This window comes from Luteibacter sp. (genome assembly GCF_051958795.1).
Classification (GTDB): Bacteria; Pseudomonadota; Gammaproteobacteria; order Xanthomonadales; family Rhodanobacteraceae; genus Luteibacter.
The window spans coordinates 1-16186 of sequence record NZ_JBQCFT010000132.1 but is presented as its reverse complement, the minus strand read 5'-3'; the positions used below and the strand labels follow the sequence as shown (position 1 = coordinate 16186).

Below are 16186 nucleotides of genomic sequence, written 5' to 3'. Positions count from 1 at the left end.
CGGTGGTCCGGCCAGTCGAAACCCGTATTCGCCGCACGCTTCTGCAGCTTCACCGCGCGCTGCCATTCCGGCAGGCCGCGCGAGATGCCGGCGAGCGCACTGGGGTCTTCCCCGCCCTTCGCCTTGCGCTCTTCGGCTTTCAGGCGATCCCAGTCGCGCGAACGCGCGGCATCGCTTTCATGCGTAACGTCACCGAACACATGCGGGTGGCGGCGCTCCATCTTGTCGCTGATGGCGGCGACGACATCGCCGAAGCCGAACTCGCCGGCTTCTTCCGCCATGCGTGCGTGGAACACCACCTGCAGCAGCAGGTCGCCGAGTTCGTCGCGCAGGTCGTGCATGTCATCGCGGTCGATGGCGTCCGCGACCTCGTAGGCCTCCTCGATCGTATACGGCGCGATCGTGGCGAAGCTCTGCCTTACGTCCCAGGGACACCCGTTCTCCGGATCGCGCAGGCGCGCCATGATCGCGAGGAGGTCGTCGATGGGTCGTGCCATGCGTCAGGGTTCCGGGTCAATGAGCCGCGCGGCCCAGTCGATGCTGGTATCGCCGCAGGCGATGAATTCGGGATTGATCAGCGAATCGCGCGTGTTGTACCGGAACGGCCGGCCGGCCAGGTCGAGCACGGCGCCGCCAGCCTCTTCCAGCACGCACTGCGCTGCCGCCGTATCCCATTCGGAGGTGGCGCCGAGACGCAGGTAGACATCCGCGTCGCCGCGGGCGATGACGCAGAACTTCAGCGACGAGCCCAGGGCAAAGGTCTCGTGCTCACCGAGTCGCTGGAGCAGCGTGGCCGCGCGGACGCCCGCATGCGAGCGGCTGCCGGTGACCCGCAGCAGGCCATCGGCGCGGCGCGCGCGGATCGGTTCGCGCAGGGCGCCGGGATCCTGCTGGCGCCAGGCGCCCTGACCCTTCGCCGCGGCGTACAGATCCCCCGTGACGGGTGCCAGCACCACGCCAAGGACGCTGCGATGGTCCTCGATGAGCGCGATGTTCACCGTGAACTCGCCGTTGCGCTTGATGAACTCGCGCGTGCCATCCAAGGGATCGACCAACCAGTAGCGGCGCCAGGTACGCCGTTCGGCCCAGGGCGCGGCGAGCGCTTCTTCCGAGATCACCGGCACGCCGGGCGCGATCTCCTGCAGGCGGTGCGCGATCACGGCCTGCGCCGCGAGGTCGGCGGTGGTGACCGGCGAGGCATCGGCCTTCTGGATCACTTCGAAGTCTTGCGCGTATACCGCGAGGATCGCGTCGCTGGCCTCGCGCGCGATGGCGCAGACCTCGTCCAGGCACGCGCTGGCCGGCCGCGCCGTCACGCGGGCTGGTAGCGGCCGGCGAGGTACTCGCGGGCCATGAACAGGGCGGCGATGGAACGCCCTTCGGTAACGTCATCGCGGGCGAGCAGTTCGTGCAGCTTGTCCATGCGCCAGGGCACCACCTCGAGCTCTTCGGGCTCATCACCCTGCAGGCGCTCGGCGTACAGATCCTCTGCGAGGACCACGTGCGCCAGGTGGGTCATGTACGAGGGTGACAGCGAGAGCGTGCCGAGGATCTTCAGCTTGCGCGCCCCGTAACCCACTTCTTCCTTCAGCTCACGGTTCGCGCCCTGCTCGGTGGTTTCATCGCGATCGAGCCGGCCCTTCGGCACGCCGAGTTCGTAGCGATCGACGCCGACGCCGTATTCGCGCACCAGTAGCACGGTCTCCGGATCGCGCATCGCGACGATCAGCACCGCGCCGAAGCCGCTGCCCTTGAGGCGCTCGTAGGTGCGGCGCTCGCCGTTGGAAAACTCGAGGTCCACCTGCTCCGCCTTGCGGAGCGGGCTATCGGGTGCATCGCGTGTCGCGAGGATGGTAGGGCGCTTGTTCATCGGTCGATTGTAACGCCGCGGAACCGTTCGAGCGCCTCGGCGTGGATCGCGGGCGTGCCGGCCAGGATTCCGCGCGTCTCCAGCCCCACGGGGCCGCCATCGAGCTCGGTGAATACGCCACCGGCTTCGCGCACGATCACGGCCAGCGGCGCGATGTCGAGGATGTTCACGTCGGATTCGATGACGAGATCGACCCCGCCACGCGCCAGCAGGTGGTAATGGCAGAAATCGCCATAGCCGCGGATGCGGTTGCTGTCGCGGATCATCTGGCCGAGGACGTCCCAGCGCGCGTCGGTGGTGAGCGTCTTCACGTTGCCCGTGGAGATCGACGCCTGCGCGAAGGCGCTGGTATCCGCCACCTGCACGCGCTCGCCGTCGAGCCATGCACCGCGGCCCTTCACCGCCCACATGCGCTCGCCGTAGATGGGCGCGGAGGAGACGCCCAGGACGAGTTCGCCATGGTGCATCAGTGCGATCTGGGTCGAGAAGAACGGCGTGCGGCGTACGAAACTCTTGGTACCGTCGAGCGGATCCACCAGCCACAGCCATTCGCGGCTGATGTCGTCCGCGCCGTATTCCTCGCCGTAGATCCCCGCCTCGGGCATCGCACGCGCCAGGATTTCGCGGATGGCCAGCTCACTCTCGCGGTCGGCGACCGTCACCGGCGTGTCATCGCCCTTGGTGATCACGTCGACGCCGGCGCGCCAGTAGTGCTGGATGATCTCCGCCGCGGCACCGGCGGCGTCGCGGGCGGCGGACAGGGCTTTGTCGAGAATATCGGTCATGGCGTGGCGGCCGGTGCGAGCCCGGCCTTGCGGGCCAGGGAAACGGAGCCTTCCGGCCGCACGGGGCCGAAGCGGGCGATGAGGTGGGTCAGCGCGGTGTCACGGATGCGCGGTACGAGCGCGCCATCCAGCCGCCAGCCAAGCGGCAACGCGGCGACGCGCGCATCGACAGCGAGCGAACCTTCACCGTCGTCGGCCAGCGTGGCCCGCAGCAGGCCGGCTTCCGAGTGCGCCTTGAAGGCCAGCCCACCCAGGGTGACGTGGCCCTCGGGCGTTTTCACGGCGGCCGCGCGCCAGTTCACGTCGGCATCCAGCGAGAGCGGCCAGTTGCCCTGCAGGTCAGCCTGCGGGACCTTGCCCTCGACCACGCCGACGGGCACCAGGTCACGGGGCAGGCCGGGCCCGGACAGGGCCGCGGCGTCGAGACGGAAGGCGACATCGCGCCACTGGACGCGGTCGGCCTGCGTGCGCTCCATATGGCCGTCGAAACGGCCGGCACGGCCATCGAAGTGAAGGTCCAGGTGGGTACGGCCGAGGATCACGTCGCGCCCCAGCTTCCAGGTCACGGCGCCCAGGTCGAGCCCGTCTCGGGTCATGACGCGCCCCGCGCGGCCATCCCACACGGTGCCTGATAGGTCATCCAGCACGAGGCCGCGGGCGCGCTGCGCCACATACGGCACCGCGACGCTGGCGGGCAGGAACCAGTAGAAGACGCCGGCGGCAAGCACCAGCACAAGGACGAGCAGGCCGATCCGGCGTAACCACTTCAATCCATCACCTCTTGGCAAAGCTTGAGGACGCAGGGGTAGCGGGCGATCATGGGCGGATGAACAACGCCCTTTTCGCCGCCCAGGCGACCGACGCGCTGGTCCAGCGCGACCTCTCCGTCCTCTGGCACCCGTGCACCCAGATGCACGACCACGAAACCCTGCCCATGGTACCCGTCGCGCGCGGTGAAGGGGCATGGCTGGTGGGCACGGATGGCCGCCGTTACCTCGATGCCGTGAGCTCGTGGTGGACCAACCTGTTCGGCCATGCCGAGCCGCGCATCGGCGCGGCGCTGAAAGACCAGCTCGACCGGCTGGAGCATGTGATCTTCGCCGGCTTCACCCACCAGCCCGCGCTGGAACTGGCCGAGGAACTGGTCAGGATCACGCCGCCGGGGCTGGAGCGGGTGTTCCTGGCAGACAACGGCTCCGCGGCGATCGAAGTGGCGCTGAAGATGAGCTTCCACTACTGGCTCAACCGCGGGCACGGCGAGAAGACCCGCTTCATCGCCCTCACCGGCAGCTACCACGGCGAAACGCTGGGCGCGCTGTCGGTGAGTGACGTGGCGCTGTACCGCAAGACCTATGCGCCGCTGCTGCTCACACCGGAGCTCGCACCCTCGCCGGATACCTACGAAGGCGAACCTGGGGAGACGCCGGCGGAGATCGCGACGCGCCGCCTTGGCGAGATGCGCGCGATCCTCGAACGCCATGCGCACGAAACCTGTGCGGTGATCGTCGAGCCGCTGGTGCAGTGCGCGGGTGGCATGCGCATGTACGACCCCTCGTATCTCACCGGGCTTCGCGCGCTGTGCGATGAGTTCGGCGTGCACTTCATAGCCGACGAGATCGCCGTGGGCTTCGGCCGCACCGGCACGTTGTTCGCGTGCGAGCAGGCCGGGGTGTCGCCGGACTTCATGTGCCTTTCCAAGGGCCTCACCGGTGGCTTCCTGCCGCTCTCGGCCGTGGTCACCACGCAGGACGTCTACCAGGCGTTCTACGCGGAATACGCGGCGGGCAAGGCCTTCCTGCATTCGCACAGCTACACCGGCAACCCGCTGGCCTGCCGCGCGGCGACGGCCACGCTGCAGATCTTCCGCGAGGATCCCGTGCTGGAACGCAACCGCGTGCTCGCCGCGCACATGGCGTCGCGCATCGCACCGCTGCGCGATCACCCGCACGTGGCGGATGTGCGCCAGACCGGCATGATTGCAGCCATCGAGCTGGTGGCCGACAAGGCCACGCGCGCGCCCTTCCCCGCCCACGAACGCCGCGGGTTGCGCGTCTACCGGCACGGCCTGGAAAACGGTGCGCTGCTTCGCCCGCTCGGGAACATCGTGTACTTCATGCCGCCATACGTCATCCGCGAAGACGAGATCGACTTCATGGTCGATACCGCGATCGCGGGTATCGGCAAGGCCGTCGCCTAGATCCTGGAAAGGCCTACCGGCAGTTCGCCAAGGCGGGCCATCTCGCCCTCGGCGAACATGCCGGGGTTGTCGAGGTAGGCCATGGCGAAGTCGTGGGCATCGGCGCCCCAGAACAGTTCGCCACCGATCGCGAGCGTAGGTACGCCGTAGAGCCTGTCGCGCATGCCCTGCTCGAAATTGGCCTGGAGTTCGGCTTTGACTTCCGGGGCGGAGAGGGCCTCGCGCAGGTCCATGATGCCGAACGATGCCGCGAGCGGCGCGAGGGCCTCGGGCGTATCCGCCGCGCGGCCGTGGGCCCAGATCCACTCATAGATCGCGCCCACGACTTCCACGGTGTTCCCGGCCGCCACGCACAGCCGCAGCGCCGGCAGCGGATTGAACGGGTGGCTTGGCGGAAAGCGCATCGGCATGCCTGCCTGGCGTGCGCGCCAGGTCGCGTAACGGTACGTAAACTCGCGTTTACACGGGATTTCCGCAGGCCCCAGGTGGTTCATCTGCTTCAGCAGCGCACCGAACAGGATCGGCCGCAGCGCCACCTCGCGGCTGGCGGCCAGCTCGCGGATCGCCGGCCACTGCAGCCAGCAGAACGGCGAAACGAAGTCGAAGTACCAGGCGATCGGCATGTAAAGCTCCTACGCGACGCCGTGACGATAGCCCCCTGCGTAGCCCGGTACAATGGATGTTCCGTGACACAAGGCCCACCATGCGCACGATCCGAATCCATGTCGACCAGCCGCTGGCCCCTGGCCAGGAGATCACCTTGCCCAGCCAGGCGGGTGAGCACGTTGCGCGGGTACTGCGCATGCAGGCGGGCGATCCGGTGGTGCTGTTCGCGGGCGATACCGCCGAGGAGTTCGATGCAACGCTGCACAGCGTCGGCAAGCGTGAGGTCGTTGCCCTGGTCGGTGAATGCCGTGCCCTTGCCAACGAGTCGCCGCTTTCGCTGACCCTTGCCCAGGGCGTCGCCCGCGGCGAGAAGATGGACCTGATCGTGCAGAAGGCCAGCGAGCTGGGCATCACGCGCATCGTGCCGCTCATCACCGAGCGTTCCGAAGTGAAGCTGGATGCGGCGCGCGCGGAAAAGCGCCTGCTGCACTGGCGTGCGGTGGCGGCGAGCGCGTGCGAACAGTCGGGGCGCGCCGTGGTGCCGGTGATCGAACCGGCCGTGGCGCTGAACGCGTGGCTGGGTTCGCTGGGGGACGGTGGGCCGATGCGTCTGGCGCTGTTGCCCGAGGGAGACAAGCGCCCTTCCGAGCTGGGCCTTACCGGTTCCGCGATCATCGCTATCGGCCCGGAAGGCGGCTTTGGCGAACGCGACCGCACCGCACTGGCCCAGGCGGCGTTCACCGGGCTGAAGCTCGGCCCGCGCATCCTGCGCACCGAAACGGCGGGCCTTGCCGCCATCGCCATGCTGCAGGCGCTTTTCGGGGACGTCTGAGGCACTACCCGTCGCGTCGTAGGAGCCCACCCTGTGGGCGACGCCGCTCGCGATAACGCCGCAGGGCCTGTCGCGGTGAGGCGAAAGATGTCGCCCACAGGGTGGGCTCCTACGCGGTGGGGTTATAGCGCGGCTGCGATCCTTGCCATCACCTCGTCGGTGAGCAGCGGCACGGCGTCGAGGGCCTTCAGGTTTTCTTCGAGCTGGTGGGGCTTGCTTGCGCCGAGGATCACGGTGGAGACGTGCGGATTTTTCAGGCACCACGCCAGCGAGAGGCGGGGAAGCGGAATACCGAGGTCTTCGGCGATCGGCGCCAGTGCGCGCACTGTCTTCAACGACGCGCCGTCGTTCTCCATCAGCGCATCGCGCAGCCACGCATAGTCAGGGTGGCCCAGGCGCGAGTCATCGGGGATGCCGTCGTTGTACTTCCCGGTGAGCAGGCCGGATGCCAGCGGCGACCAGATGGTGGTGCCCATGCCGTAGTCGCGGTACAACGGCGCGTACTCGCGCTCGACGCGGTCGCGGTGCAGCAGGTTGTACTGCGGCTGCTCCATCGACGGCGCGACGAGATGGTTCTCGCGAGCCACGCGATGCGCTTCCGTGATGAGTTCCGCCGGCCATTCGCTCGTGCCCCAGTAGAGCACCTTGCCCTGCCTGACGAGCGTATCCATCGCCCACACGGTTTCCAGCACCGGCGTCTCCGGGTCGGGGCGGTGGCAGAGATACAGGTCGAGGTAATCCACGCGCAAACGCTCGAGCGCCTGGTGGCAGGCGTCGAAGACGTGCTTGCGGGAGAGGCCGCGCTGCGTCGGCTTCGGGTCGGTGACCGCACCGAAATACACCTTGCTGGAAACGCAGTACGCATCGCGCGGCAGGCGCAGGTCGGCGATCACGTCGCCCATCAGGCGTTCCGCATCGCCGGCGTTATAGGTTTCGGCGTTGTCGAAGAAGTTGATGCCGTTATCGTACGCCAGCGCGATGAGTTCGCGCGCGGCGGAGCGCCCGACCTGGCGGCCGAACGTCACCCACGCGCCATACGACAACGCCGACAGCTTGAGGCCAGTGGCGCCGAGGCGACGGTATTCCATGGTGTTCTCCTAAAGAACGATGAACTGGATGAAGTGCAGGACGATGGCGGCGAAGATGCCGGCGATCACGTCATCGAGCATGACGCCGAGGCCGCCCTTCACCCGCCGGTCGAACCAGGCGATGGGCCAGGGCTTCCACACATCGAACAGGCGGAACAGGATGAAACCCGCGACGACCCACGCGAAGCCGGGCACCATGAGCACCGGCAGCAGCGCGATCCACTGCCCCACGAACTCATCCCACACCAGGCTGCGGTGATCGTCCACGCCGATGATCCGGCCGGCGACGTTACACGCGCGCACGCCAAGGGCGAAGGACACCGCGATAAGCAACAGCCAGCCCCACAGGTCCAGCACCGTGTGCAGCAGCAACCACGGCACGATCGCCGCCAGTGAACCGGCAGTCCCCTGCGCCTTCGGCACCAGCCCGGAGCCGAAACCGGTTGCAAGCCAGCCGGCGGGTGTCGCCATCAGGCGGCGTCGGTCGGCGGGGTCGAGGACGTATTTGGTGCTCATGCGAAGTGGTTCCAGCCGGAGCGGGCCGGCGCATGCGTCTCGCCGCCAGCGCCGATGATGCGCACGCCCGAGCCTTCCACGATGCGGCCGATACGCGTGGCGCCACAGCCGACGCGCGCGAGATCGGCGGCGACTTCATTGGCCTTCTCGGAGGGCACCGTGAAGCACAGCTCATAGTCGTCGCCGCCCGATAGTGCGAAGTCCACGGCATCACCATCGTGGAAGTGCGTGAGCATGGCGGACGAGAACGGCAGCAACGCGGGATCGATCTCCGCCGCCACGCCGCTCTGTTTGCAGATATGACCCAGGTCGGCGACCAGGCCATCGGAGACATCGATGCAGGCGGTCGCGATGCCACGCAGCGCCAGGCCTGCCGCGACGCGCGGCGTGGGCCGGTTCAGGCGTTCGATAAGCCCTGCGTAGGGGGTGGGATCGGCCTCGGCAAGGCAGCGCAGGCCAGCGGCCGCGTCACCCAGCGTACCGGTCACCATCACCGCATCACCGACGCGGGCGCCGTTACGCAGCAGGGCCTGGCCGGGCGTGGTGAAGCCGTGGACGGTCACCGTCACGGTGAGCGGGCCACGCGTCGTATCGCCGCCGATCAATGCCAGGCGAAATGGCGAAGCGAGCTCGGCGAAGCCGCGCGCCAGGCCGTCGATGAAGGCTTCGTCCGGCGTGGGCAAGGTCAGCGCGAGCAACGCCCATGCGGGCGTGGCGGCCATCGACGCGAGGTCGGAGAGATTCACCGCGAGCGCCTTCCAGCCGATGTCGGCCGGCGCGGTGCCCACGGGGAAATGGATGCCCTCGACCAGGGTATCCACGGCGATCGCGAGCTCGCGTCCCGCGGGCACGGCGACGACGGCCGCGTCATCGCCGATGCCGGTCACCACGTCGTCGCGCTGGACGTCGGTGTGCCGGCGGATGCGTTCGATCAGGTCGAATTCCATGCGTGCTCCATCAGCGCGCACGAAACGCGCGGGTGATCAGGATCGCTTCTCGGCCGTACGCCAGTGCGTCGCGAGTTTGTCGAGGACACCGTTCACATAGCTGTGGCCATGGTCGGCGCCGAAGCGCTTGGTGGCTTCCACGGCTTCGTTGATCACCACGCGGTACGGCACGTCGGGACGGTACTTCAGCTCATACGCACCGAGGCGCAGCGCGGCGCGCTCGATCGGATCGATCTGGCTCACGTCACGATCGACGAACGGCTTGATGCCTTCGTCAAGTTCCTTGACGTGCTGTTCCACGCCGCGGAGCAGGTCTTCGAAGTATTCCTGGTCGGCCACCTGCATGTCCTGCTCGTGGCGGAACTGCTCGATGACGCTGCCCATGCGGGCGCCGCCCACCTGCCATGCGTAGAGTGCCTGCAGGGCACGGCGACGCGCGCGGGAACGCGCGGCCAGGTCGATACCGTGCGGAGGAGTGTTAGTCATTTGCCGAGCTTCGTGTAGAGGTTGACCATTTCGATCGCGACCATCGCGGCATCCACGCCCTTGTTGCCGGCCTTGGTGCCTGCACGCTCGATGGCCTGCTCGATGCTGTCGGTGGTGAGCACGCCGAACGAGACCGGCACGCCCGAGGCATACGCGGCCTGGCCGAGGCCCTTGGCGGCTTCACCGGCGACGTAGTCGAAGTGGGGGGTGGAACCGCGGATCACGGCACCCAGGCCGATGACGGCGGCGTACTTGCCGGAGGCGGCGACCTTGTGGGCGGCCTGCGCGATTTCCCATGCGCCCGGCACGCGGATCAGGTCGATCGCGTCGTCCTTCACGCCGTGGCGGACGAGCGCGTCGCGCGCACCTTCGACCAGCGGCTCGACGACAAACGCGTTGAACCGGCCGGCCACGATGGCGAAACGGCCCTTCGGGGTGGCGAAATCGCCTTCGATGATCTTCATGGGTCGGGGAGTCCTGTGGGGCGGATGGCCGCCATGCGGCCGGGTATTTTACGAGGTTTTGGGCCGGGGGTGGCCGCTGAAGGCGAGGCTGGCGCGGCCATCGGCCACGCGGAGCCGGCCGGCGATGCCGAATGGCAGGGTGAACTTGGCCGGGCCGTGGCCGAACGGCAGGCCCTGGACCAGCGGGATGCCCGCCGCCGCGCCGATGCGTTCGAAGGCCACGGAAAGGTCGTAACCGTTGTCGTACTCGGCCACCCGGCAGCTGGTGAAGTCGCCGATCACCAGCGCCTTCTGCCGGCCGAGGACCCCGGCGTGGAGGAGGTGGTAGAGCATGCGCTCCACCCGGTACGGGGGTTCGGCGATATCTTCGACGAAGAGGATGCCGCCCTCGATCCGCGGGAAGAAGTCCGAGCCGACCAGACTGGAAAGCATGGCCAGGTTGCCGCCCCAGACCGTGCCCTCGACCTCGAGGTCGCGGGCGCCGGGTGCGTCCCACGCGGCCTCGCCTCCCCCGCTCCCGACGGTTTGCCAGAAGCTATCCCAGGTCAGCGGATCGAGTGGCTGCGAGCCGAAGTCGGGGCCCAGCATGGGGCCGCCCAGGGTCGCGACGCCACTCCGCGCGAAAAGGGCGCACTGCAGGGCCGTGAAATCGCTGTGCCCGACGAGCGCTACGGGTGCGCCGCCAAGCCGCGCACGGAGCCGGTCGTAGTCCAGCAACGGCAGTACCGGATGGGCCCCATAGCCGCCGCGGATCGACAGGACGATGTCGGGCAACGGTTTCGAGGGGTCGGCGAGGGCGTTCAGGTCGGCGGCACGTTCGGCATCGCTGCCGGCGAAACGGAGCTCGCGGCGCTTCAGCACGTCCTTGCCATGTACCCGGTGCCCCGCCGCTTCGAGGCGTTCGACCCCGATGCGCATGGCTTCGGGGTTGTGGGGGTAACCGGCGGGGGCGATCAGCTGGATATCGTAGGAGACAGGCATGGGCTCAGGTTTAGCTGTCCTGCTCGACCACTTCAAGGCCAAAGCCTGAAATGCCCACGAACTTGCGCGGCGTGCCGATGACCCGCAGGCGCTTCACGCCGAGATCGGCGAGCATCTGCGCGCCCAGACCCAGCTGCCGCCACTCCTGGTCATCCTTCGGTGCCGGCATGGGCTGCTTGTCGCCGCGCAGGCGGCCCAGCAGGGCCTCGGGCGTGTCTGCGCCGGAAAGCACGAGGATCACGCCGCGGCCTTCGTCGGCGATGCGGCGCAGGGCTTCGGTGACGGTCTGGCCAAGGTCGTCGCGCTTCAGGTGCAGCACGTCGGAGAGCGTGTTGCGCACATGCACGCGGGTGAGCACCGGCTCGCCATCGGCGATATCGCCGCGGAACAGGGCGAAATGCAGGCCGCTGCGGATCGCATCGCGATACGCCACGAGGCGGAACGGGCCGAACTCCGTCTCCACGCCTTCCTCGAACACGCGCTCGACGGTCTTTTCCGTTTCGAGCCGGTAACGGATGAGGTCGGCGATGGTGCCGATCTTCAGCCCGTGCTTTGCGGCAAACGCCTCGAGTTCCGGGCGGCGCGCCATGGAGCCATCGTCATGCAGCACTTCGATGATCGCCGCGGCCGGCTCCAGGCCCGCCATCGCGGCGAGGTCACAACCGGCTTCGGTGTGGCCGGCGCGGGTCAGCACGCCACCGGGTTGGGCGGTGAGCGGGAAGACGTGGCCGGGCATGGTGATATCCGCCGGCTTCGCGTCCTTCGCCACGGCCACCTGCACCGTATGCGCGCGGTCGTGCGCGGAAATCCCGGTGGTCACGCCTTCGGCCGCCTCGATCGAGACGGTGAAGTTGGTGTGGTACGGCGAATTGTTGTCCGCGACCATCGGCTTCAGCCCGAGCTGGCGCGTGCGCTGCTCGGTCAGGGTGAGGCATAGCAGGCCGCGTGCTTCGCGCACCATGAAGTTCACGTCTTCGGGCCGCACCTTCTCGGCGGCCATCACGATGTCGCCGTCGTTCTCGCGGTCTTCGTCGTCCACGATGATGACCATGCGGCCCTGGCGCAGGTCTTCGACGATCTCGGGAATGGTGTTGAATGGCATGGTCGTGCGCGTCCCGTCAGGCGAAGCCGTGGTCTTTGAGGAAGTTTTCGTCGAGACGCGGGGCGCCGCCGGCGGAGAGCAGGCGCTCCACGTAGCGCGCCACCACGTCCACTTCGATGTTCACCGTATCGCCGGGGCGTCGCGCCGCGAACGTCGTGTGTTCCACGGTGTGGGGGATAAGGTTCACGCCGAAACGCGTGCCGTCCACCTCGTTCACCGTGAGGCTGGTGCCGTCGATGCAGACCGAACCCTTGTGGGCGATGTAGCGGGCCAGGTCGCGCGGCACCTCGAACGTCCAGCGCTGCGAGCGGCCATCGGGGGTGACCGACACGACCTTGCCGGTGCCGTCCACATGGCCGGAAACCAGGTGGCCGCCGAGGCGATCGGCGAGGCGCAGGGCCTTCTCCAGGTTCACGGCGTCGCCGGCCTTGTGCTTGCCCAGCGAGGTCATGGCGAGCGTCTCGTTGGAGACATCGGCCGCGAAGCTGCTGGCATCGAATTCGATGACCGTGAGGCAGACGCCGGACACGGCGATGCTGTCGCCAAGGGCGACATCGGCCATGTCGAGGGAGGTGGTGTCGACCACGAGGCGGACATCGCCGCCGCGGGGTTCCAGCCGCTTGATGCGGCCTACAGCCTGGATGATGCCGGTGAACATATGGCGTTTCTCGCTAGGTGGGCGAAAAACGTCCCAAGGCGCATGGCGCCACGCGCCCCACGGGGGACGCATGGTGCCGTCTTCTTTCATCCGGACTATGACCGTCGGCTCCGGAGTCTGACCGGATCTGCTGACCTCCCGGCAGGACCGGGAGCGCTCGCGGGCTCGTTTCCTCGCGGAAACCTACCGCCGGTGGGGAATTGCACCCCGCCCTGAAGACGCTTGAATGTGGAGCGGATCATAACATGGGGCTGGCGGGGGCCACTGCAACCCCGGGATTACCGTAGGAGCCCACCCTGTGGGCGACATCCTTCGCCTCACCGCCGCAGGCCTTGTTGCGTTATCGCGAATGGCGTCGCCCACAGGGTGGGCTCCTACCGGGCAACGGTCATGCCGGGTTGAGCACCTGATCCATCACCCAGCTCGTGCGGGCGGCGGTTTCGCCGGTGGAGGGGCACTCCCCTTCTCCCGACAACGCCTGCACCATCGTGGTGATCAGCGGCTGCTGGATGTGTGCGGGGTTTTCGATCGAAAGGTTGTCGACCTTGCCGTCGGCTTCGATCCGGATGGGGCCATCGCCAAAGGTGGCGAAGACCAGCCGGCCACGGTCGCCGACGATCTCGATGCGATCCTCGCGGCGGTCCGCACCGAAGTTCCAGAGGCCCGTGCCCAGCACGCCGTCGCCGAAGGCGAAGGCCATCGCGACGCTGTCCTCGGCGGGGTAGGCGCCGAGCTGGTTACGCGACATGCCGCGCACATCGACCAGCGGGCCGAGCAGGAAATCCAGGATATCGAGCGTGTGGCTGGCGAGGTCGACGAAGATGCCGCCACCGGAGAGCGCAGGCTGCACCCGCCATGGCAGGTTCGCCGGATCCTGGTAGGCCTTTTCGAAAGGGTGGTGCAGCACGACGTTGACGAAGCGCGGCGCGCCGATCGCGCCTTCGCGCAGCAGCCGTGCGATCGTGGTGAAACGGGGCAAGGCGCGACGGTAATACGCGACGAACACGGGTACGTTCGCCGCCCTGCCCGCCTCGACGATATCGAGGCATTCGCGATGGTTCATCGCCATGGGCTTTTCGATGTACACCGGCTTGCCGGCGGCGATCGACTTCAATGCGTACTCGCGATGGCTCGACGGCGGCGTCGCGATGTAGACGGCATCGACGTCCGGATCCGCGATCAGCTCTTCCGCATCGTCGTACCAGCGCGGCACGTCGTGGCGTTGTGCGTAATCGCGTGCCTTGCCGGCATCGCGGCGCATGACGGCCACGAGCGCCGATCCGGGCACCTTCGCAAAGGCAGGCCCGCTCTTCACTTCGGTGACCGCGCCGCAGCCGATGATGCCCCAGCGCACGGTCTTCATGCGGCGGGGCGCATCAGCAGGCGGGTGTCGTCACCGACCTGGCGGCGGTCGATCGTTTCGAGCTTCCACCGCGAGGCCATGTCATCGAGGGGCGGCAGGTGCAGCATCGGCCGCGCCGTGTTCCCGAGCAGGACAGGCGCGATGTAGATCAGCAGTTCGTCCGCCAGGCCTTCGGCGAGCAACGCGCCGCACAGCACTGGGCCGGCTTCGACATGCACCTCGTTCACATCGTGCTGGGCGAGCCAGTGCAGCGCCGCGCGAAGGTCGAGACCCTTGCCGTCCTCACTACGGATCGTCGCGCGCTGCACCGCCTGCAGGTGCGCGGGCACCGTGGCCTCGGCCGCATGCAGCAGCACCGTCGGCGCGCTGCCATCGAGCACATGGTGGCCCGCGGGCGTACGCAGGTGCGTATCGAGGATCGCGCGCAACGGCGGCACGAACGGTTCATCGCCGGGGAGGCGAACGGTGAGCCGCGGGTTATCCGCGAGCACCGTGCCGCTGCCGGAAAGAATGGCCGAGGCGCGCGCGCGCCAGCGCTGGCCATCCGCGCGGGCGGCTTCGCCCGTGATCCATTTCGACGAGCCATCGGCGAGCGCGGTGCGCCCGTCCAGGCTCATCGCCAGTTTCACGCGGACCCATGGGCGGCCGCGCTGGATGCGGCTGAAGAAACCGATGTTGAGTTCGTGCGCCGCATCGCGCATCAGGCCGACCTGCACGCCGATGCCGGCCGCGCGAATCTTCTCGATGCCCTTGCCGTCCACCTGGGTGAACGGATCCTCGTGGGCGATGACGACGCGGCCGACGCCGGCGGCGATCAGCGCGTCGGCGCACGGCGGCGTGCGGCCATGGTGCGCGCACGGCTCCAGCGTGACGTAGGCGGTCGCGCCGCGCGCGGCTTCACCCGCTTCGCGCAGCGCGAACACTTCCGCATGCGGCTCTCCCGCCTTCGGATGCCAGCCCGTGCCCAGCACGGTCTCGCCGCGCGCGATCACGCAACCGACGCGCGGGTTGGGCTGGGTGGTATGCATGCCGCGGGCAGCGAGACGCAACGCATGGGCCATGTGGACATGGTCCATGGCCGGGAAGAACGGGCGGGTCATCAGGGCTTGCGTCCGCGCCGCGCCGCCTCGAGCAGGGGCAGTTGCAGGCCTTCCAGCGACGGAAGGTCACGCTCGAGCTTCTCGATCTCCTCGCGGAACGCGTGGACATCCTCGAACCGCCGGTAGACGGAGGCGAATCGCACGTAGGCCACCTGGTCGAGCGCCTTGAGTTCGCGCATGACCAGCTCACCCACCTGCCGCGACGGCACCTCGCGCTCGCCGCTGCGGCGCAGGTCGTTCATGACCGCACGCGTGGCCGCATCGACCGAATCGCTGGCCACCGGCCGCTTCTGCAACGCACGCTCGAAGCTGACGCGCAGCTTGTGTTCGTCGAAGGGCTCGCGGCGATCGCCGGATTTCACGATCGCCGGGAGCTTCAGTTCCGCGGTTTCGAAGGTATTGAAACGCTCACCACACTGCGGGCACTCGCGCCGCCGACGCACCGTGCCACCGTCCTCGGTAAGCCGGGAATCGATGACGCGGGTGTCTTCATGCTGGCAGAACGGACAATGCATCGATCAGCCGTACACCGGGAACTGCTTGCACTGCGCCGTGACCTTCTCGCGCACGGCCTTGATGACGGCGTCATCGTTCGGCGCGTCGAGCACGTCGCAGATCCAGTTGGCCAGTTCCACCGTGTCCGCTTCCTTGTAGCCGCGGGTGGTGATCGCCGGCGTACCGACGCGCAGGCCCGAGGTCACGAACGGCGAGCGCGGGTCGTTCGGCACGGCGTTCTTGTTCACGGTGATGTGTGCCTTGCCGAGCGCGGCTTCCGCGTCCTTGCCCGTGGTTTCGCGGCCGATCAGGTCGACCAGCATCAGGTGGTTCTCGGTACCGCCGGAGACGACCTTGTAGCCACGGGCGATCAGCGTCTTGGCCATGGCCTTGGCGTTGGCGACCACCTGCTTCTGGTAATCGGTGAACGAAGGCTCCAGCGCTTCCTTGAAGGCCACGGCCTTGGCGGCGATGACGTGCATGAGCGGGCCGCCCTGGATACCGGGGAACACCACCGACTGCAGCTTCTTTTCCAGCTCCTCGCCAAGGCCCTTCGCCACGATGATGCCGCCGCGCGGACCGCGCAGGGTCTTGTGCGTGGTGGAGGTGACGACGTGCGCGTGCGGCACCGGGTTCGGGTACACGCCCGCGGCCACGAGGCCGGCGACGTGGGCCATGTCCACGAACAGGTACGCG

Annotated in this window: 20 protein-coding genes and 1 riboswitch; of the genes, 2 read left to right on the top strand and 18 right to left on the bottom strand. The window is 68.1% G+C overall.

Going from position 1 to position 16186, the window contains the following annotated elements; translation table 11 throughout:
* The 5 genes from mazG to gspN form a co-directional block, all read right to left on the bottom strand.
* Nucleotides 1-497, bottom strand: a 497-nt coding sequence (gene mazG / locus ACTHLF_RS07490; protein WP_440326221.1) for a nucleoside triphosphate pyrophosphohydrolase, incomplete at its 3' end; no start/stop codon positions are given.
* 3 nt (nt 498-500) lie between these two features.
* Nucleotides 501-1316: a 3'(2'),5'-bisphosphate nucleotidase CysQ gene (cysQ, locus tag ACTHLF_RS07485; protein WP_440326219.1), complete on the bottom strand. Its 816-nt coding sequence runs from the start codon at nt 1314-1316 to the stop codon at nt 501-503.
* Nucleotides 1313-1870 (bottom strand): ADP compounds hydrolase NudE, encoded by a 558-nt coding sequence (nudE, locus tag ACTHLF_RS07480; protein ID WP_440326217.1) that lies wholly within the window; start codon nt 1868-1870, stop codon nt 1313-1315. Before nudE ends, cysQ begins: the two co-directional genes overlap by 4 nt.
* Nucleotides 1867-2655 carry an inositol monophosphatase family protein gene (locus tag ACTHLF_RS07475; protein ID WP_440326215.1) on the bottom strand — a complete coding sequence of 263 codons (789 nt, stop codon included), beginning with the start codon at nt 2653-2655 and terminating at the stop codon, nt 1867-1869. Before ACTHLF_RS07475 ends, nudE begins: the two co-directional genes overlap by 4 nt.
* Nucleotides 2652-3425, bottom strand: coding sequence for a type II secretion system protein N (gene gspN / locus ACTHLF_RS07470; protein WP_440326213.1), 774 nt, complete (start codon nt 3423-3425; stop codon nt 2652-2654). Before gspN ends, ACTHLF_RS07475 begins: the two co-directional genes overlap by 4 nt.
* Before the next feature lie 56 nt (nt 3426-3481).
* On the opposite strand from gspN, the gene ACTHLF_RS07465 reads away from it, so the two are divergent.
* Complete coding sequence (locus ACTHLF_RS07465; protein ID WP_440326211.1) at nt 3482-4852, top strand: adenosylmethionine--8-amino-7-oxononanoate transaminase; 1371 nt, start codon at nt 3482-3484, stop codon at nt 4850-4852.
* Here the strand turns inward: ACTHLF_RS07465 and ACTHLF_RS07460 are convergent.
* Complete coding sequence (locus ACTHLF_RS07460; RefSeq protein ID WP_440326209.1) at nt 4849-5475, bottom strand: 2-hydroxychromene-2-carboxylate isomerase; 627 nt, start codon at nt 5473-5475, stop codon at nt 4849-4851. The genes ACTHLF_RS07465 and ACTHLF_RS07460 overlap by 4 nt on opposite strands.
* A gap of 80 nt (nt 5476-5555) precedes the next feature.
* On the opposite strand from ACTHLF_RS07460, the gene ACTHLF_RS07455 reads away from it, so the two are divergent.
* Nucleotides 5556-6290, top strand: a complete 735-nt coding sequence (locus ACTHLF_RS07455) for a 16S rRNA (uracil(1498)-N(3))-methyltransferase (protein WP_440326207.1) — start codon at nt 5556-5558, stop codon at nt 6288-6290.
* Nucleotides 6291-6412: 122 nt separating this feature from the next.
* On the opposite strand, the gene ACTHLF_RS07450 is transcribed toward ACTHLF_RS07455, so the two are convergent.
* The 12 genes from ACTHLF_RS07450 to ACTHLF_RS07395 form a co-directional block, all read right to left on the bottom strand.
* Nucleotides 6413-7378, bottom strand: coding sequence for a potassium channel beta subunit family protein (locus tag ACTHLF_RS07450; protein ID WP_440326205.1), 966 nt, complete (start codon nt 7376-7378; stop codon nt 6413-6415).
* A 9-nt stretch (nt 7379-7387) separates the two neighbouring features.
* A complete protein-coding gene (locus ACTHLF_RS07445) occupies nt 7388-7894 on the bottom strand; it encodes a phosphatidylglycerophosphatase A family protein (RefSeq protein WP_440326204.1) in 507 nt (168 codons plus the stop codon).
* Nucleotides 7891-8841 (bottom strand): thiamine-phosphate kinase, encoded by a 951-nt coding sequence (gene thiL / locus ACTHLF_RS07440; RefSeq protein WP_440326202.1) that lies wholly within the window; start codon nt 8839-8841, stop codon nt 7891-7893. The genes ACTHLF_RS07445 and thiL overlap by 4 nt, the downstream gene beginning before the upstream one ends.
* A gap of 36 nt (nt 8842-8877) precedes the next feature.
* Entirely contained in the window at nt 8878-9327 is a 450-nt protein-coding gene (gene nusB, locus ACTHLF_RS07435; RefSeq protein ID WP_440326201.1) for a transcription antitermination factor NusB, read from the bottom strand.
* Entirely contained in the window at nt 9324-9791 is a 468-nt protein-coding gene (gene ribH, locus ACTHLF_RS07430; RefSeq protein ID WP_440326199.1) for a 6,7-dimethyl-8-ribityllumazine synthase, read from the bottom strand. The genes nusB and ribH overlap by 4 nt, the downstream gene beginning before the upstream one ends.
* 48 nt (nt 9792-9839) lie before the next feature.
* Nucleotides 9840-10772, bottom strand: coding sequence for an LD-carboxypeptidase (locus ACTHLF_RS07425; RefSeq protein WP_440326197.1), 933 nt, complete (start codon nt 10770-10772; stop codon nt 9840-9842).
* 10 nt (nt 10773-10782) lie between these two features.
* Nucleotides 10783-11874 carry a bifunctional 3,4-dihydroxy-2-butanone-4-phosphate synthase/GTP cyclohydrolase II gene (gene ribBA / locus ACTHLF_RS07420; protein WP_440326196.1) on the bottom strand — a complete coding sequence of 364 codons (1092 nt, stop codon included), beginning with the start codon at nt 11872-11874 and terminating at the stop codon, nt 10783-10785.
* Nucleotides 11875-11890: 16 nt separating this feature from the next.
* A complete protein-coding gene (locus ACTHLF_RS07415) occupies nt 11891-12532 on the bottom strand; it encodes a riboflavin synthase (protein WP_440326194.1) in 642 nt (213 codons plus the stop codon).
* A 74-nt stretch (nt 12533-12606) separates the two neighbouring features.
* Nucleotides 12607-12756: riboswitch (FMN riboswitch) on the bottom strand.
* Nucleotides 12757-12920: 164 nt separating this feature from the next.
* Nucleotides 12921-13895, bottom strand: coding sequence for a Gfo/Idh/MocA family protein (locus ACTHLF_RS07410; RefSeq protein WP_440326192.1), 975 nt, complete (start codon nt 13893-13895; stop codon nt 12921-12923).
* A complete protein-coding gene (gene ribD, locus ACTHLF_RS07405) occupies nt 13892-14956 on the bottom strand; it encodes a bifunctional diaminohydroxyphosphoribosylaminopyrimidine deaminase/5-amino-6-(5-phosphoribosylamino)uracil reductase RibD (RefSeq protein ID WP_440326223.1) in 1065 nt (354 codons plus the stop codon). The genes ACTHLF_RS07410 and ribD overlap by 4 nt, the downstream gene beginning before the upstream one ends.
* Nucleotides 14957-14994: 38 nt before the next feature.
* Nucleotides 14995-15510 carry a transcriptional regulator NrdR gene (nrdR, locus tag ACTHLF_RS07400; protein ID WP_440326191.1) on the bottom strand — a complete coding sequence of 172 codons (516 nt, stop codon included), beginning with the start codon at nt 15508-15510 and terminating at the stop codon, nt 14995-14997.
* Nucleotides 15511-15513: 3 nt separating this feature from the next.
* The coding region (locus tag ACTHLF_RS07395; RefSeq protein WP_440326189.1) for a serine hydroxymethyltransferase at nt 15514-16186 on the bottom strand (673 nt) is incomplete at its 5' end.

Coding starts and splice junctions, on each gene's coding strand:
- nudE (WP_440326217.1), bottom strand. CDS start 1,870: ATGAACAAGCGCCCTACCATCCTCGCGACACGCGATGCACCCGATAGC.
- ACTHLF_RS07475 (WP_440326215.1), bottom strand. CDS start 2,655: ATGACCGATATTCTCGACAAAGCCCTGTCCGCCGCCCGCGACGCCGCC.
- ACTHLF_RS07465 (WP_440326211.1), top strand. CDS start 3,482: ATGAACAACGCCCTTTTCGCCGCCCAGGCGACCGACGCGCTGGTCCAG.
- ACTHLF_RS07460 (WP_440326209.1), bottom strand. CDS start 5,475: ATGCCGATCGCCTGGTACTTCGACTTCGTTTCGCCGTTCTGCTGGCTG.
- ACTHLF_RS07455 (WP_440326207.1), top strand. CDS start 5,556: ATGCGCACGATCCGAATCCATGTCGACCAGCCGCTGGCCCCTGGCCAG.
- ACTHLF_RS07450 (WP_440326205.1), bottom strand. CDS start 7,378: ATGGAATACCGTCGCCTCGGCGCCACTGGCCTCAAGCTGTCGGCGTTG.
- ACTHLF_RS07445 (WP_440326204.1), bottom strand. CDS start 7,894: ATGAGCACCAAATACGTCCTCGACCCCGCCGACCGACGCCGCCTGATG.
- thiL (WP_440326202.1), bottom strand. CDS start 8,841: ATGGAATTCGACCTGATCGAACGCATCCGCCGGCACACCGACGTCCAG.
- nusB (WP_440326201.1), bottom strand. CDS start 9,327: ATGACTAACACTCCTCCGCACGGTATCGACCTGGCCGCGCGTTCCCGC.
- ribH (WP_440326199.1), bottom strand. CDS start 9,791: ATGAAGATCATCGAAGGCGATTTCGCCACCCCGAAGGGCCGTTTCGCC.
- ACTHLF_RS07425 (WP_440326197.1), bottom strand. CDS start 10,772: ATGCCTGTCTCCTACGATATCCAGCTGATCGCCCCCGCCGGTTACCCC.
- ribBA (WP_440326196.1), bottom strand. CDS start 11,874: ATGCCATTCAACACCATTCCCGAGATCGTCGAAGACCTGCGCCAGGGC.
- ACTHLF_RS07415 (WP_440326194.1), bottom strand. CDS start 12,532: ATGTTCACCGGCATCATCCAGGCTGTAGGCCGCATCAAGCGGCTGGAA.
- ACTHLF_RS07410 (WP_440326192.1), bottom strand. CDS start 13,895: ATGAAGACCGTGCGCTGGGGCATCATCGGCTGCGGCGCGGTCACCGAA.
- ribD (WP_440326223.1), bottom strand. CDS start 14,956: ATGGCCCATGCGTTGCGTCTCGCTGCCCGCGGCATGCATACCACCCAG.
- nrdR (WP_440326191.1), bottom strand. CDS start 15,510: ATGCATTGTCCGTTCTGCCAGCATGAAGACACCCGCGTCATCGATTCC.